We start from the raw sequence: 16,886 nt of genomic DNA, 5'->3' as shown, positions 1-16,886 counted from the left end.
ACAGCCGTCGACTTCCTGCGTTACTGTAGGAGTAGGCCGGTGTCCAACGCGACCGTCGGCTGCCCGAAATCGAGCCGATCATGCACCGCTGCGCCGTATGTCACGGGCGGCTCGCCGAAGGCGCGCCGTGCGCCAGGGATGGCTTCACGCCGCCGCCCGGCGAGCCCGACGTCGTGGCAGGCGCGGCGCCCGCGATCGACGGCTTCTCGCTGCTCGGTCCGCTCGGGCGCGGCGGCTTCTCGGACGTCTGGGCCGCGGAGCGGGACGACGACGGCGCGCCGGCGGCCATCAAGGTGGCGCGGCAGGCGGCGTCGAGCGTCCGCGAGCGGTTCCGGCGCGAGGCCGCGCTCCTCGAGCGCGTGGGGGTGCCCCACGTCGCCCAGCTGTACGGCCAGGGCGAGCTCGCCGACGGCCGGCCTTACCTCGCGATGGAGCGGCTCTTCGGCCGGACCCTGGCCGACGAGCTCGCCGCGCTCCGCGCCCCGCTCGACCCGGACCGCGCCGCCGGGCGCGCGGACGCGATCCTCGCGGTGCTCGAGGCGGCGCACGCGCGCGGGGTCGTCCACCGCGATCTCAAGCCGGAGAACCTCTTCCTGCTCCGCGCGAGCGGCCGCGCCGTGCTGCTCGATTTCGGCCTCGCGAAGCTCGCCCCGGGCGACGACCAGCCGGCATCGTCGGTCGGCGCCACGCGCGCCGGCGACGTCGTGGGGACGCCGGAGTACATGGCCCCGGAGCAGCTCCGGGGCGACGCCGCGCGGATCGACGCGCGCGCCGACATCTACGCGTTCGGCGTCGTCCTGTTCGAGCTGCTCACCCTGCGCCCGCCGTTCGTCGGGAACGAGGACGCCATCGAGCACGGCCACCTGGCGCTGCGCCCGCCGCGCCCGAGCGACCTCGCGGACGTCCCCGAGGGGCTCGAGGAGCTCACGCTCGCCTGCCTCGCCAAGGACCCGAGCCGCCGGCCCGCCAGCGCCGCCGCGCTCCGGCGCACCCTGCACGCCCTGCGCGCGCGCCCGGCCGCCGACACCCTCCCGCCGCCCTCGTCGCCGCGCTCCGGGCCGCGGTCGTCGCGGCCGGTCGACGGCGTCGCCACGGCCGCCGCCGAGGGGCGCCAGCCGGTCGCGCTGCTCCTCGCCGAGGCCGGCGCCGGGCCGGTGATCGCGGCGGTCGGCAGCCGCCGGGGGTTCGTCGCGCGGCAGCGGGGGCAGCGCTGCCTCGCCGTGTTCTCCGCGCGGGACGTCCACGACCCGGCCCGCGCCGCCCTCGCCGCGGCGCGCGAGATCGCGGAGCGCGGCGGCGCGCGCGTCGCGCTGCACCTCGCCAGCGTGCGCCTGCGCCGGGTCCCCGGCGGCATGCACGCGGCCTACGGCTCCCCGGTCGAGCGCCCCGAGACGTGGCTCCCCCCCGAGCCGTGGCGGGGCCTCGCGATGACCGAGGAGTTCCAGCGCGCGCTGCCCGAGGAGGAGCTCGCCCCCACGCCGCCGAACGACCCAGAGAGCCTGGGCGAGCCGCCGCTGCTCGGCCGCGACGACGTGCTCTCGGCGCTCGCGGGCAGCGCGACCGAGGCCTTCGACGGGGCGTGCCCCGGCCTGTTCACGCTGATCGGAGACGCCGGCTTCGGCAAGTCGCGCCTCACGGCCGAGGCCGCCTGCATCGCCGGCGTGCCGGTCCCGGACGTGCGCGTGGTGGTCGTGCGCGCGCTCCACCCCATCCACGGCGGCGCCGCGCAGGCGGTGCGCGCGCTCCTGCGCGTCGCGCTCGACGCGCCCGACGACGCGCCCGACGACCCGCGGGGCTTCTGCGTGGCGCGGCTCGGCGAGCCGCTCGGCAGCGCGACGTGGGAGGCGGTCGCGGCGGCGCTCGGCTGGGCGGATCCGGGGGGCGGACGGCTGTCCGGCGCGGCCCGCCACGGCCTGATGCTGGCGCTCGCCGAGGCGCTCCGCCAGCGGGCGCGCCGCGGCCCGCTCGCCGTCATCCTCGACGACGCCGACCAGGCGGACGACGTGCTGCTCGACGCCCTGGAGTACGCCACGCTCGACGGCGAGGGCGTCCTGCTCTGGGCGGTCGTGACCGCGCGCCCGCGCTTCGAGCAGGCCCGCCCCAGCTGGGGCCAGCGCAACCAGCGCCACACCCGCGTGACGCTCGCGCCGCTCGCGGAGGAGGCGGCGATGGACCTCGCGTCGCGGCTGCTCCTGCCCGCCGAGTTCCCGCCGGCCGAGACCCTCCGCCGCCTGGCCGACTGGGCGGGGGGCAACCCGGACTGCCTGCGCCAGATCGTCCGCTCCCTCAAGCACGCCGGGGTCGTGCGCCGGCGCGCCGGCGGCGGCTTCTACCTCGCGACCGCGGAGGTCGAGGCGCTGCCGCCCGCGCCGGCGTGGCAGTGGCTCGCGGCGCGGCAGCTCGACGAGCTCCCGGCGGAGCTCGCCGCGTGCGCCCGGGTCTGCTCGGCGCTCGGCATGTCGTTCGATCGCGCCGAGCTCGAGGCGGTGCTGGACGGCCTGGAGCGCGCGGGCGCCGCCGGCTCGATGGTCGACGCGGGCTTCGGGCTCTCGGCGCTCGTCGAGCGGCGGATCCTGCTGCGCGACAGCGAGGTCGGCGGCGGCGCGGACGACCGCCACGCGTTCCAGAACGCGATCTTCCAGGAGGCGGTCTACGAGATGCTCGACCCGGCGCACCGCGCCGCGATCCACCTGAGCGCCCTCGCGTACTGGCGGGCGCAGGTGGCGGCCGGCTCGACCGACGGGCTCCGCGCGCTCGCGCGCCACGCGGCCGCGAGCGGCGAGTGCGCCGAGGCCGCCGACGCCTACCTCGCGCTCGGCGATCTCGCGTCGGCGCGGCACCACGTCGTCGAGGCGGACCAGCGCTACGGCGCCGCGCTCCAGGTCGCGGCGCCGGGCGACGCGCGCCGGCGCGTGCGCGCGCTCGCGGGGCGCGGTAGGAGCCGGTACCGCATGTGCCGCCTCCAGGAGGCGCGCCGCGATTTCGGCGAGGCGCTCGCGCTGGCCGAGGCGCTCGGCGACGCCCACCAGAGGGCGAGCCTGCTGCTCGAGGACGCGACCGCGCTCGACTGGGACTTCGACTTCGAGGCGTCGGCGCGCCGGGTGGACGAGGCGCGGCCGCTCGTCGACGCGGAGCGCTCGCCGGAGCTCGCGCTGCTCCTCCGGGTCGCCGAGGGCCGGACCGCGTGGCGGCGGGGGAAGCTCGAGGCGTCGATCGCGGAGCTCACCGACTGCGCCGAGCGCGCCGGGGCGTCGGGCGACTACGACGCGCGCGTCCTCGCCCTCATCATGCTGTCCTTTCAGCTCGCGTCGGCGGGCCGCCGCGAGGAGGCCGAGCGGGCCTTCGGGGATCTCATCGCCCTGCTCACGGCGGCCGGCGACCGGTTCCACCTCTGCGCCGCGTACATCAACCGCATCGCGCTGTGGGCCTGGAGGTGGTCGCTGCCTGGCGCGGTCGACGACCTCCGCCGCGCGGTCGATCTCGCGCGCGAGATCGGCAATCCGTGGCTCGAGAAGATGGCTTCGTACAACGTCGCCGTGCTCCTTCACTGGAGCGACAGGCAGCGTGAGGCGCTCGCGCTCGCGCGGCGCGCCCGGTGGCTGGAAGAGCAGGCCTCGGAGCGCCCCGTGCCGCACACGGCGATCCTGCTCGCGCAGATCCACCTCGTGCTCGACGAGTACGAGCAGGCCAGCCAGCTGGCCCTGTGGATCGCGCGCTCCTGCGTCCTCGAGCCGGGCGACGTCCGGGACTACGCCTTGCTCGAGCTCGTGCTCTCCGAGGTCGGCCTCCGGCCGGCCGGGTCCGCCTCTCTGTCGTGGGACGAGGCCATCGCGCTCGCGAGAGACCAGCCCATCGTCGAGAACACGCTTCAGCTCTTCTACTGGCGTGCTCGAATGGCGCTTCGTCGAGGACACACCGGAGAGGCGGAGGAGTCGCTCGCGAGCGCGCGGGCGCTCCGCGCGGCGAGCCCCATGTGGCTGTCTCGCTTCGACGAGCTCGAGCGCAGGCTGGAGGAGGCGTCGCGAACGGACGTTCGTCCAACCCTGACGGCTTGATTCGACAAGCCATGTCCCCGCGCCGCGTTCGGGCGAGCACGGCTATCCGTGCACGCAGTGTATACCAGTTTTCAGTATTGCGCGTCTTCCTGGAAAATGAAATAGTGTAGGATTAAGAAAACAGCGCTTGTAGTCTTATGTCTGACGCTGTAATGACCCAGGAGGAAAGCGGAATGTCCTCGATTCGCTTCGTCGCAGTTGGTGTCCTTGGCGCCTGTGTGCTCACGGCGGGGTGCATCGGACCATCCGATGTCGAGCCGGCCGAAACGGCCGAGACGGCGGAGGCGCCGATCATGCGCCGCCCGGTGGCGCCCATCGGCGCGAACGGCCTGGCCCCCGCTCACTTCTGGGCGCAGGAGAACCGCGCGGCGTTCCGGGCGCTCGGCGGCGCTCCGCTCGTCGTCGGCGGCGTCCTGGCCGCGACGTCGCTGCTCGGCACCGAGGGCGGGAGGAGCGTGCTCGACTATACGATACGTTGCGCGCTGTCCGAGGGTCAGGTCGTCCACGCACCGAACGGCGATCCGTATTACGGCTCCTTTGGCTTTGCACCGGCCTGGACAGGTCGTGCGCTCAACCTCTCGGAGCAGCGCTGGGTTTCGGCGTGCATCTTTCAGCACCTGAACGGCTCCGGCGCGCATGTGGATATCCTGCTCAGGGGCGGCCATTCGGCCCTCGCGTGCTCCCCGGACGAGGCGCCCTTTCTCGATTTCATCGTGCGGGACGCCACGATGTTCGGCAACGCCTTCCTTGCCGGGCCCATTGCCGGGTTTGCCTGCATCGATCCCGATCTGACGGGGGAGCTCTCGAGGCTCTCGCTGAGCTGCCCGCTCGATCTCAACCTCCTCGAGCTGGACAGGCTCTGCGGTCATGTGCCGACGTGCGGGATCGCCTTCGTCGGGCTCTGCAGCCTGGCCTGCACGGCGGACACCGCCGGCAACAAGACGTGCAACACGCTCCCGCTGCTCGGGCCGCTGCTCGGGCCGCTGCTCGGGCCGATCCTCGGACCCAGCTACGCGGAGACGATCCGGACCCAGCTACGCGACGCCGATCTCCTCCCGCTCTACCCAGGTTGCGGCCTGCTCTGACCGGCGCCGGCGGGCGGCCGGGGAGCTCGCCGCGCGCCGGCCGGCGGGCGCAGCGCGCGGCCTGCCCGCGCGCGCCACGCACCTCGTCACGTCCCGAGGCGCGCCTTCAGCTGCTGGATGGCGTCGGCGATCGCCTTGTCCTCGCGGAAGCAGCACGGGTCGTTCCGCCTGCACCGGGCGCCGTGCAGCACCTGGAGCTCGAAGAGCGTGCGCTCGTCCCCCTCGGCCGCGGCGCGGCCGAACAGCGCCCGTTTGCCGTTGCACGTGGCCTTGCGGAACGCGAACGTGACGCGGAGCGCGGGGGTCGCGCGCGCCATCACCTCGGGCCTCGCCAGGATCTCGCTGGCGCGCCGGGCCGCCTTCGTGCCCCCCCGGGCGCGCACGACGTCGAGCAGCACGTCCAGCCCGCCGGTGCCGAGCCGGTTCGTGAGCAGGTCGAAGACCTGGTCCGCCGCCGGGTTGTCCTCCTCGAACGCGATGCCCGCCACCGTGGAGAGGACCTCTTCGCGCAGGCCCCGGCTCAGGACGAGCTCCGGGTCGGCCTCGGCCAGGGCCAGCAGCGACTGCGCGCCGAGCACCCAGTTCCTGATCGCCACCGCCTTGCCGAGCTGCGCGCGCAGCCCGGCGGCGCCCCGGTCGTCCTCCTCGGGCGGCGCGCTCGCCGGCGCTGCCGGCGGCGGCGCTATCGGCGCGGGCGGGGTGACCACGGCGGCGGCCGCGGGCGGCTCCGCGGCTGGCCTGGGCTGCCGGACGACGAGCCAGAGCGCGACGCCGATCGGGAGCGCCGCCGCGGTCGCCAGCGCCACCGCGAGGGGCACCCAGCGCGCCGAGGGCGCGGGCCGGCGGTGCGCGTGGGCGAGCAGGGTTTTCCGGGGGCCTGACCAGGCCGGCGGCGCCGCCTTGGGGGCGCCCTGCGCAGGCTGCGTCGCCGGCGCCCCCGGCGCCGCCTGCGCAGCTGGCGCTCGCGGCGCGGGTTGCGCTCCCGGCCCGGCGTGCGCGGCGTGCGCCCCCTGCGCGGCGTGCACTCCCTGCCCGGCCTGCGTCGCCTGCGCGGCGTGCGCCCCCTGCGCGGCGCTCCCGACCGCCGCCCGCGCGATCGCCGCCAGCGCCTCGTCGAGCGCCGCGACCGCATCGGCCGCCGTCTGGTAGCGGAACGACGCGTCGTGCTCCATGAGCCGCGCCACGGCCTGCTCGACCTCGTACGGCACGACCAGATCCGGCGCGCGCAGGCTGAGGGCCGGCGGCCCCGCCGCGCCCTGCTGCTTGAGCCGCGCCACGATGTTCTTCGTGTCGAAGGGGTGATGTCCGGTGAGCATCTCGTAGAGCACGAGCCCGAGCGCATACAGGTCCGCGCGCGCGTCCACCGCATCCATCCCGCGCAGCGCCTCCGGCGCCAGGTACGCGAGCGTGCCGAACACCTCGCCCGCGTTCGTGAGGGCCGGGGTCGGGCCCGCCGTCTTCCGGCTCTGGCTGGACAGGAGATCGACATCCACCTTCGCCAGCCCGAAATCGATGAGCCGGACCTGATCGTGCGCGTCGAGCAGGACGTTCAGCGGCTTCACGTCGCGGTGGACGATGCCCTTTTCGTGCGTCGCCGAGAGCGCCGACGCGAGCTGGCGCGCGACGCGGAGCGCCCGCGCGGGCGGCAGCCGCCCCCCGGCGATCACGTCCTTGAGCGGCGTGCCCTCGACGTACTCGAGGACGAGGAAGAACGACGCGTCGTCCAGCTGACCGAAGTCGATGGCCGCGACCACGTTCGGGTGCCGGATGTGGGCGCCCGCGACGGCCTCGCGCTCGAACCGGGCCACGAGCTCCGGCATCCGCCGGGCGAGCGGCCTGAGCACCTTGATGGCGACCCGCTTGCGCAGGTGCACCTGCTCGCCGCGGTAGACGGCGCCCATCCCGCCCTCCCCGATGAGCGCGTCGACGCGGTACCGCCCCGAGATCAGGCTCCCGACCAGCGCGTCGCCGCCCGCGGCGCCGGCGGCGGCCGCCGCCTCGATGTCCTCGGCGAGCGCCGAGCTCGAGAGCTCCTCCAGCGGCGCGGCGGCCGGCGCTCCGACCTTCGGCACCGCGAGCTCCTCGATGTAGGCCGAGCCGAGCGGCTCTTCGACCGAGCCGAGCGGCTCTTCGGCCGAGCCGAGCGGCTCTTCGGATCGCGGCGTCTCCGGCATGCGGCGCAGGATATCAGGTCGGCCGGCGCCGCGGGGAAGGTGCGCAGCGCCGGGAGGGGCGCGGGCGCGCGCGCCTCCCGGCGACGCACCTCACAGGAGGAACGACACGCCGAGCGAGAACGCGGGATACCCGAGGCGCATCGTGAGCGTCACGTTCTCGGTGAAGTGAAAGCGCCCTCCGATGAACACCACCGGTGAGACCCCGGGGTACGGGTCGCGCCCGAGGTCGCCCAGATAGAACGACAGCCCCGGCTCGCCGAAGACCGACCAGCGCCGGTGAAGCCAGAAGTTCCACTGCATCACGACCGAGCCGAACACGTAGTTCGACGCGTCCCCGTACGCGTCGACCTCGGTGCAGATGCGCGTGCCCGCGGGCCCGTTCTCGAAGCGCCTGCAGTCGCCGCGATAATTCCCGTTGCCCGCGTAGTGGAGGCCGTCGATGCCGAAGCCGAGCCCCACCGAGTCGTTGATGCGCTTGATGAAGCCGTCGGGCACGATATCGATGGTGGCGCGGAAGCCCGCGCCGACGCCCGTCCCGACGCCCGGGCCCAGCGGCTCGAACGGCGCGAAGAGCAGGTGCGGCTCGAGCTCGACCTTGTAATCCGGGCGATCCCCGGGGCGCTTGATCGTCATCTGCGCTTCCCCGACCTCGGCCCACCCGACGGTCAGCGCCGCGAACGAGAGCGCGGCGGCCAGGAGGCGCGGCGCGCGAAGCTGCGATGTCATCGCTCTCTGCATGGATCTCCGTCTCCTCAGCATCCGCCGCACGCGCGCGAGCCGTCCGGGCAGCTGACCGCGGCCTCGCCGTCGGGGCAGCTGACGCGGCACTCGCCGCTCACGGCCTCGCAGAACACATGGCACGAGCCCCGGCACTCGATCTCGCAGGTCCCCACGTTCCGGCAGGTCACGACGCTGCTCGACCCGACGCTGACGCCGCACCGGCTCGTGTCGTGGCACTCGTACCGGCAGCCGCGGTCGCAGATGGCGCCGCACGACGCGGTGTTATGGCAGTTGAGATCGCAGTCGTCGCCGCACGAGGCCGAGCAGTCGTTGACGTCGAAGCACTCGAACGAGCACCCGTGCTCGCAGACGGCGCCGCAGTGGACCATCTGGAAGCAGCGCTGGTCGCAGAAATCACCGTCGCAGCCGAGGTAGCAATCGTCGCCGTTGAAGCACTCGCACGCCTCTCCCTCGACGCAGGCGCCGCTGTTCCAGCAGCTCGCCAGGCAGAGGCCCGCGAAGAGCATGAGCAAACACAGTGCATAGAAGCGCATGGCCGGGGCAGCATACTCGAGCCGCCCGGAAATTGTCACCAAATCCGCGGAGGTGCGCCCCGAGGTCGGCTCACCACCGCGTCCAGCGAGAGATTCGCCGAACGCGTGTAAATCGTGTGTCGTCGCTGGCGAGCCCGAGCCGCTCCGCGAGGTGGGTCCCGAGGTGGGGGCCCCAGCCGCCGTCGTCCCGCGGCTCGTCCCCGTCCGCGCCGAGGTTGTATTCCCAGCACTGCGCGTAGTGCTGGGTGACGTTCTGGTTCTGGAGCGCGCAGTTCCCCGGGTCGGGGTCGACGTCGCGGTCCCGGGACGACCACCCGGAGAGGAACTGCGAGACGTAGATGTCGGCGTTCCCGGAGACGTGCTCGGGGCGGAGGAGCTTCATGGTCGCCGAGTCGATGCCTTCGGCGGTCGCGCGCATGACCGTCTTGACGGTCCCCTCGATATCCTCGATCTCGTCGCGGTACTCTCGACCGACGAAGTAGAGCGAGCCTCGGTAATAGTTCTGCGAGATCGCCGGCGCTCCCCGGGTCCCGAGCCGCTCGGCGTAAGGGATGTTCCAGAAAGGGAGCGTCGCTCCCGCGTCGGAGCCGACGCTGTTGTAGACGAGCGCCCAGCCGCCGCCGTCCGTCGTCAGATCGCAGTAGACGGGGAGCTCCGGCTCTGGGCCGGCCCCGTCCAGATCGAGGAGGACCACGCCGCTCGGCTGGCCGCGGGGAACATCGGCGCACCGGGCGTAGGTGCACCCCTGGTTGATCACACCGTCGCAGTCCTCGTCCTCGGCGGTGTCGCAGCGCTCGGACGCCGGCAGCACCTCTCCGGCGCAGGGGCCGTATCCCTTCCCGTCCTCGTCGCAGGTCCTCACGCCGCCGCGGCAGACGCCGCGGTTCATCGTGTCGGGCTCTCCGCTATAACAGCCGTCCTGGGTCCCGGGCTCGCACGGCCCGCCGCCGCTGCTCGCCGAGGCGCCGCCGCCGCTCGCCGTCGCGCCGCCCTCGCCGGCGCTCGCCGAGGCGCCGCCCGCGCCCCCCCCGGCGCCGTCCTCCCCGAACCTCCGCACCTTCGTCGTGCAGGCCGGCGCGGCGGCCAGCCACACGACGGCCGCGCAGCAGGCGCCTGCGACCGGACGTTGGCCGAGCACCGTGCGGTGTTGGGGGGACTCTTGAGAGGACCGAGCGCGCGCCACGCTGCCTTATACACCAGCCGCCTCGCCCCGCCCAACGACCGAGCACGACCGGGGCGGCGCCGGCGTAGCGCGCGGCGCCGGCGTGGCGCGCGGCGCCGGCGTGGCGCGCGGCGCCGGCGTGGCGCGCGGCGCCGGCGTGGCGCGCGGCGCCGGCGCGGCGTGGCCGCGGCGCCGGCGCGGCGTGGCCGCGGCGCCGGCGCGCGACGGTCAGGGGGAGAGGGCCCGGGCCGGGGTCTGCCCGCTTTGCAGCGCGAACGAGATGGCGCTCTGGAGGGTGCTCTTCGTGATGAGGCCCGCCAGGTCGAGCCCGAGCCCGACGAGCGTCTGCGCCACCGCCGGCCGGATGCCGGTCAGGATGGTCCTTGCGCCGAGCAGCTGCAGCGCCCTCGCGGTGTCGACGAGGGCGGAGGCGACCCGCGTGTCGATCTCCTTGAGCCCCGTCACGTCGAGGATGACCATCTGGGCCTGGCTGGACTGGACTCCATCGAGCGCGACGGCCATCACCTGGCTGACGCGCTCCGTGTCCATCTGCCCCACGAGCGGCATGACCACGATGCGATCCGTGATCGGGATGAGCGGCGTCGACATCGCCTGCATCGAGTCGCGGAGCCGCGCGAGCGTCCGCTCGAACTCGCCGAGCAGCTCCCGGTACGACGTGACGTCGTGGGCGGTGCCATAGACGAGGCGGTTCGCCGGGTCATCGGCCGCGTCGAGGTGCGCGGTCCACGCGAGCCACTTGTAGGAGCCGTCCTTGCACTCGTAGCGGTTGTCGAACCGGATGGTCGTGCGGCCCTGGAAGAGGGCGGCGGCCTCGGCGAGCGTGGCCTCGCGGTCCTCGGGGTGGACGAACTCGATGAACGGCCGCGACGTCATGTCCTCGGGCGTCCACCCCAGGGTGCGCTCCCAGGCCGGGTTGGCGTGCCGGAAGTACCCGTCGGCGTCCAGGGTCACGAGCAGGCCCACCGAGACCTGGAACAGCCGCTCGTACACCTTTGCGAGCTGCGCCACCTGCTCGAACCGAGCCGCCTGCTCCCGGTCGTTCGTCACGTCGAGCGCCGTGGCATAGATGAGGCGCGCTTCGGCGGGCTCGGCCATGTCCACGCGGGCGGCCCAGCCGAGCCAGCGGTACGACCCGTCCTTGCACAGATAGCGGTTGTCGAACCGCGATGTCGTGCGACCGTTGAAGAGAGCGTTGGTCTCCGCGAGCGTGGCCTCCCGGTCGCCCGGGTGGACGAACTCGATGTACGGCTTCGCCCTGAGCTCGTCGAGCGACCAGCCGAGGGTCCGCTCCCAGGCGGGGTTCAGATCGTGGAAATGGCCGCGTGCGTCCGCCGTAGCCAGGAGCCCTGAAGCGACCTCGAACAACTTTTCGTGGCTCAAGCCGATGTCCTCCCCTGTGCGGGCGCGGCGCGCTCCTCGTCGCGTCCGGCCGCTCCGCTCGACTCCCCTGTGCCGGCGCAGGCGAGCCCTTCCGCCGTCCGGCCGGAGCGCGCAAGCGCCCGCGTCCACACGGCGGGAGGTCGAGCCCACCCATGCTTCGGAGCTTGCTTGTCCACGAGATCGACTTTTATGTCAAGAGTGTTTCGCGGGCTCCGCGGCGTCGCCGGGAAGCCGCCGGAAGCGGCCGGAGCCTGGTGTGCGTGCTCGCCCCTGGGCGGCGTCCGCTGTCAGTGTGAGCGAGGTTGCAAGGCCATGATGAGGCGGGTAGGGTCCGCGCCACAAGGAGTGGACCATGACCGTCTCTGCGATTTTCAACCCGGCGCGCTGGCGTGAGGTCGAGGGCTTCTCGTTCGAGGATCTCACCTATCACCGCGCCGTCGATCAGGGCACCGTGCGTATCGCGTTCAACCGGCCGGAGGTGCGCAATGCCTTTCGTCCCCGCACGGTCGATGAGCTGTACACCGCGCTCGAGCACGCGCGCACGACCTCCGACGTGGGTTGTGTGCTGATCACCGGCAACGGGCCTTCTCCGAAGGACGGCGGCTGGGCGTTCTGCTCCGGCGGCGATCAGCGCATCCGCGGGAAGGACGGTTACAAGTACGAGGGCGAGAGCGCGGGGCAGGCCGATCCGGCGCGGCTCGGCCGGCTCCACATCCTCGAGGTGCAGCGGCTCATCCGGTTCATGCCGAAGGTCGTCATCGCCGTGGTGCCCGGCTGGGCGGCGGGCGGCGGCCACAGCCTCCACGTCGTCTGCGACATGACCCTGGCGAGCCGCGAGCACGCGATGTTCAAGCAGACGGACCCGGACGTGGCGAGCTTCGACAGCGGTTATGGCTCGGCGCTGCTCGCGCGGCAGGTCGGTCAGAAGAAGGCGCGGGAGATCTTCTTTCTGGGGCTCGATTACACGGCGGAGCAGGCGGCGGCGATGGGGATGGTCAACGCCGTGGTGCCCCACGCCGAGCTCGAGGAGGAGGCGCTCCGCTGGGGGGCGATCATCAACTCGAAGAGCCCGACCGCGATGCGGATGCTGAAGTACGGCTTCAACCTGCCTGACGAGGGGCTCGTCGGACAGCAGCTCTTCGCCGGCGAGGCGACGCGGCTCGCCTACGGCACGGAGGAGGCGCAGGAGGGTCGGGATGCGTTTCTAGACAAGCGCCGTCCAGATTTCAAGCGCTTTCCCTGGCACTACTGACGGCGCCGCGCCGCCGGTTGTTCCCGGGGCCCCGATGGCCTCCCATAAATCATCGGAAACATGTAGAAAAATTGATGTAGAGCCGGGCGGCCGGGCGCCGCTCCCGCGGTCTACACGGGGGCGCGGACCTGCAAAAATCCATCGCGGACGCACGGATGCGGCATGTTCGTGACGCCGCGATGCGTGATCTCGAGTCAACGAGGTCGGGTGATCGCACGGCGGGAGGGGCGCCTATCTGCGCTTGACAATCACACCGTATCCATCAATGGTGTCGCTGCCGCGCCGTGACGTGACGTTCGCATCGTTCACTGCTGCGCGGCCCTCAACTTCTTCTTCTTCCGGAGATGCTCATCATGCTTTGTGCTGGTAGGTCGGCTGGTTGGAAGCGTTCATGGCTGTCCCTGGGAGGGTCGCTTCTCCTGGCGCTCGTGGGCGGCCTCACCGCGGTTGGCTGCGGCGACGACGGCTCCTCGAACGGCGCGAACAACGGCTCGGGCGGCGCGGGGGCCTCGGGCGGCGCGGGCGGCGCGGGCGGCGACGGCGGCGTGGGGGCCTCGGGCGGGGGCGGCGCGGGCGGCGAGGAGCCGGTCGAGACGGTGCCGCCTTCCGGCTCGGAGCTGATCCGCGTCAATCAGGTCGGGTACCTGCCGGCCGCCGCCAAGGTCGCCACGGTCGTGGCCGCGGCCGACAAGCCGCACGCGTGGGAGCTCGTCGACGCGGCCGGCACCGTGGTCGACAGCGGGGCGACCCGCGTCGTGGGCGACGACGCCGCCTCCGGCGAGCACGTGCACACCATCGACTTCAGCGATTTCACCACCGTCGGCGAGGGCTACAAGCTCCGCGTCGGGACCGTGACGAGCCACCCGTTCGACGTGAGCCCGACCATCTATTCCCAGATGAAGTACGACGCGCTCGCGTACTTCTACCACAACCGCTCCGGCATCGAGATCCTCGAGCAGTACGTCGGCCCGGACCACGCGCGCCCGGCGGGGCACAAGCCGGATGAGGCGCCCTGCGCCGACGGCATCGGCTGCTCGTACACGCTCGACGTCACGGGCGGGTGGTACGACGCCGGCGATCACGGCAAGTACGTGGTCAACGGCGGTATCTCCGCCTGGACGCTGCTGAACCAGTACGAGCGGTTCGTCGCGCTCGGGACCACGGCGGGGGATTTCGCCGACGGCAAGCTGAAGATCCCCGAGAACGGGAACCAGATCCCCGACCTCCTCGACGAGGCCCGGTGGGAGATCGATTTCATGCTCAAGATGCAGGTGCCCCAGGGCGAGACCAACGCGGGCATGGTGCACCACAAGATCCACGACCTCGCGTGGACCGGCCTGCCGCTGGCGCCGCACGAGGATACGCAGCCGCGCTTCCTGCGCCCGGTCAGCACGGCGGCGACGCTCAACCTGGCCGCGACCGCGGCCCAGGCCGCGCGCATCTGGAAGGAGCTCGACCCCGCGTTCTCGGCGAAGTGCCTTGAGGCCGCGACGCGGGCGTGGACCGCGGCGAAGGCGAACCCGAAGGTCACCCTCCCGAACGAGGGGATGGTTGCGGGCGGCGGCGCCTACGGCGACGAAAACCTGGACGACGAGTTCTACTGGGCGGCCGCCGAGCTGTTCCTCACCACGGGCGACGCCGCGTACAAGGCCGAGCTCGCGGCGTCGGACTACAGCAAGGAGCTCATCGGCGTGGACGGCACGTTCAGCGCCATGACCTGGGGCCAGGTCGACGGGCTGGGCGCCATCTCGCTCGCCGTGGTCGAGGCCCAGCACGCCGCGGCGGAGCGCGAGGCGGCCCGCACCCAGCTGATCGCCATCGCCGACAAGTACCTCGAGGCCGTCGCGACGGAGGGGTACCGGGTGCCCTTCACGGTGGGCGCGGGCGGGTATCCCTGGGGCTCCAACTCGTTCGTGCTCAACAACATGCTGGTCCTGGCCTTGGCCCACGACTTCACCGGCGAGCAGAAGTACTTCGACGGCGTGGCGTCGGGCGCGGACTACCTCCTCGGGCGCAACCCGATGGACAAGTCCTACGTCTCCGGCTACGGCGAGAACCCGCTCGAGAACCCGCATCATCGCTTCTGGGCGGCCCAGGTCGACCCCGAGTACCCGTCGGCTCCGCCCGGCGCGGTCTCCGGCGGGCCGAACTCGGGGCTGGAGGATGAGGTGGCGCAAGCGGCGCTCGACGAGACGGCCGAGCGCGCGAAGTGCGCCCCGCAAAGGTGCTACCTCGACGACATCGGGGCGTGGTCGGTCAACGAGATCACCATCAACTGGAACAGCCCGTTCGCGTGGACGGTCGCCTGGCTCGACGAGAAGGCCAAGACCGCCCAGTGACGCGAGCGACGCGGGAGCGCCGCGCGGTCCCGTGATCGCGCGGCGCGCTCCCCCCCGGCGGGGGAGCCGGCAGCCCCCGGCGCCCCGCCGGGCGATTGGCCGCGACAACCGTCCAGGTTCTGCTAGGTTGCGCGGCTTTCATGAATCCAGACTCATTGCACGACGCCTTGCCCGCGCCGCTCGCGGGCGCGCTCGCCCGCCGCGGCTTCACCTCCCTCACCCCCGTTCAACACGCCGTCCTCGCGCCCGAGCTCGCCGGGCGCGATCTCCGCATCTCGTCGCAGACCGGCTCCGGGAAGACCGTGGCCATCGGCCTCGCGCTCGCCCCCCGCCTCGAGCGCGCCCTCGCCGGGCGCGCGGCCGCGCCCGACGCCGCGGCCGCGCCCGACGCCGCTCCCCGGATCGCGGCGGCCCCGGCCGCGGTGATCATCGCCCCGACGCGCGAGCTCGCCGCGCAGATCGCCGGCGAGCTCGGCTGGCTCCTGTCGCCCCTCGGCGCGCGCGTCGCGTGCGTCACCGGCGGCACCAGCTTCGGCGCCGAGGCGCGCGCGCTGCGCCGCGACCCGCTCGTCATCGCCGGCACGCCCGGGCGCCTGCTCGACCACCTCGAGCGCGGGACCCTCGATCCGCGCGGCGTCCTCGACCTCGTGCTCGACGAGGCGGACCAGATGCTCGATCTCGGCTTCCGCGATGACCTCGAGGCGATCGTCGGCAAGATGCCCGAGGACCGCCGGACCCACCTCGTCTCGGCCACCTTCTCGCGCGAGGTCCGCGCGCTCGCCGACCGCTTCCAGCGCGACCCGGCGAGCGTCGAGGGCACGCGCCCCGGCGCGGCCAACGTCGACATCGCGCACGTCGCCCACCTCGTGCTGCCGGCGGAGCGCGACGCCGCGCTCGTCAACCTGCTGCTCCTCGCGCCCGGCGAGCGCACCCTCGTCTTCGTGCGCACGCGCGAGGGCGCCGCCGAGCTCGCCGACAAGCTCACCGCGCTCGGCCTGCCCGCGCGCGCCCTGAGCGGCGACCTCGAGCAGCGCGAGCGCACGCGCACGCTCGACGCGTTCCGCTCGGGCGCCGTCACCACCCTCGTCGCGACCGACGTGGCCGCGCGCGGCATCGACGTGCCCGAGGTCGGGCGCGTCATCCACGCCGACCCCCCGGGCGACCCCGAGGTCTTCACGCACCGGAGCGGCCGCACCGGGCGGGCGGGCCGCAAGGGGACGAGCGTGCTGCTCGTCACGCCGTCGGCGCGCGAGCACGCGCTGAGGCTGCTCCGGCGCGCGCGCGTCGAGGCCACGTTCCGGCCCGCCCCGTCGCCCGAGGACGTGCTGCGCGCCGCCGACGAGCGGCTCGCGGCCGAGCTCGCCGGCGCGCGCCGCGGCGGCGCGGCCGACGCGGCCGTCGAGGCGGCCGCGGAGGGGGCGAGCGAGGCGCCGGTCCCCGCGCCCGGTGCACGGGAGCCCCGTGAGGCGTTTTGCCCCGCGCCCGACGCGCGGCTCCAGCAGCTCGCGGCGCGGCTGCTCGCGGACATGGACGCGACCGAGCTCGTCGCGGCCCTGCTCGCGCGGGCGAAGCACACCGGCCCCTGCGCGCCGCAGCCGGTCACCCCCGTCGCGCCGCCGCGGTCCGAGCCCCCGCCGCGCGGCCGCCCCGCGGCGCCGCCGTGGTCCGGCGCGCCGTCGCGCGGCCGTTCCGCCGAGGCGCCCTGGTCCGGTGCGCCGTCGCGCGGCCGTTCCGCCGAGGCGCCCTGGTCCGGTGCGCCGCCGCGCGGCCGCCCCGCGCCCCGCCGCGGCGACGGCGAGCAGCCCCCGCGGCTCCCGTTCGTGCCCTTCCAGGTCAACTGGGGGGAGCGCCACGGCGCCGATCCCCGGCGCCTGCTCGCCCTCGTGTGCCGCCGCGGCGGCGTCTCGAGCCGTCAGATCGGCGCGATCCGGATCGGCTCCACCGCGTCGGTCGTCGAGGTGGCCTCCCCCGCCGCGCCCGATTTCGCGCGCGCGGTCAACCAGCCCGACGCGCGCGACGCGCGGATCCGGATCGTCCGCGCGAGCTCGATGCGCGTCGACTAGCCGCGTCGCCGAGCGTTTCGCCGAGCGTCGGCGGCGCGCGCCGCCGCGCCGCGATCGATCGCGCTCGCGCCCTGCGGCGAC

General features: G+C 73.7%; 10 protein-coding genes. 5 read left to right on the top strand and 5 right to left on the bottom strand.

What is annotated here, in order from left to right; translation table 11 throughout:
• Positions 1-80: 80 nt before the first annotated feature.
• Both WME98_RS04245 and WME98_RS04240 read left to right on the top strand, forming a co-directional pair.
• Positions 81-4,055, top strand: a complete 3,975-nt coding sequence (locus WME98_RS04245) for a protein kinase domain-containing protein (RefSeq protein WP_437950089.1) — start codon at positions 81-83, stop codon at positions 4,053-4,055.
• A gap of 293 nt (positions 4,056-4,348) precedes the next feature.
• Positions 4,349-5,140 (top strand): hypothetical protein, encoded by a 792-nt coding sequence (locus tag WME98_RS04240; RefSeq protein WP_437950088.1) that lies wholly within the window; start codon positions 4,349-4,351, stop codon positions 5,138-5,140.
• An 86-nt stretch (positions 5,141-5,226) separates the two neighbouring features.
• Here WME98_RS04240 and WME98_RS04235 read toward each other — a convergent pair whose 3' ends face one another.
• From WME98_RS04235 to WME98_RS04215, 5 genes are all read right to left on the bottom strand, one after another.
• A complete protein-coding gene (locus WME98_RS04235) occupies positions 5,227-7,314 on the bottom strand; it encodes a protein kinase domain-containing protein (protein WP_437950087.1) in 2,088 nt (695 codons plus the stop codon).
• Between the two features lie 90 nt (positions 7,315-7,404).
• The gene (locus tag WME98_RS04230; protein WP_020738422.1) at positions 7,405-8,040 is read right to left on the bottom strand and encodes a hypothetical protein; all 636 of its coding nucleotides are present in this window, start codon (positions 8,038-8,040) and stop codon (positions 7,405-7,407) included.
• 26 nt (positions 8,041-8,066) lie between these two features.
• Positions 8,067-8,588: a hypothetical protein gene (locus WME98_RS04225; protein WP_437332268.1), complete on the bottom strand. Its 522-nt coding sequence runs from the start codon at positions 8,586-8,588 to the stop codon at positions 8,067-8,069.
• A gap of 70 nt (positions 8,589-8,658) precedes the next feature.
• Positions 8,659-9,726 (bottom strand): fibrinogen-like YCDxxxxGGGW domain-containing protein, encoded by a 1,068-nt coding sequence (locus WME98_RS04220; RefSeq protein WP_437950086.1) that lies wholly within the window; start codon positions 9,724-9,726, stop codon positions 8,659-8,661.
• 252 nt (positions 9,727-9,978) lie between these two features.
• The gene (locus WME98_RS04215; protein ID WP_437950085.1) at positions 9,979-11,151 is read right to left on the bottom strand and encodes a PAS domain S-box protein; all 1,173 of its coding nucleotides are present in this window, start codon (positions 11,149-11,151) and stop codon (positions 9,979-9,981) included.
• 352 nt (positions 11,152-11,503) lie between these two features.
• Between WME98_RS04215 and WME98_RS04210 the strand changes: the two genes are divergently transcribed.
• The 3 genes from WME98_RS04210 (at position 11,504) to WME98_RS04200 (ending at position 16,805) form a co-directional block, all read left to right on the top strand.
• Complete coding sequence (locus WME98_RS04210; protein WP_061629811.1) at positions 11,504-12,403, top strand: 1,4-dihydroxy-2-naphthoyl-CoA synthase; 900 nt, start codon at positions 11,504-11,506, stop codon at positions 12,401-12,403.
• Between the two features lie 428 nt (positions 12,404-12,831).
• Positions 12,832-14,742 carry a glycoside hydrolase family 9 protein gene (locus WME98_RS04205; protein ID WP_437950083.1) on the top strand — a complete coding sequence of 637 codons (1,911 nt, stop codon included), beginning with the start codon at positions 12,832-12,834 and terminating at the stop codon, positions 14,740-14,742.
• Positions 14,743-14,882: 140 nt separating this feature from the next.
• Entirely contained in the window at positions 14,883-16,805 is a 1,923-nt protein-coding gene (locus WME98_RS04200) for a DEAD/DEAH box helicase (RefSeq protein WP_437950082.1), read from the top strand.
• The last annotated feature ends 81 nt before the right edge of the window (positions 16,806-16,886 follow it).

The organism is Sorangium sp. So ce296 (genome assembly GCF_051529605.1).
GTDB lineage: Bacteria > Myxococcota_A > Polyangia > Polyangiales > Polyangiaceae > Sorangium > Sorangium cellulosum_D.
The sequence above is the reverse complement of the archived record's forward strand: the minus strand, read 5'-3'. Positions and strand labels throughout refer to the sequence as shown.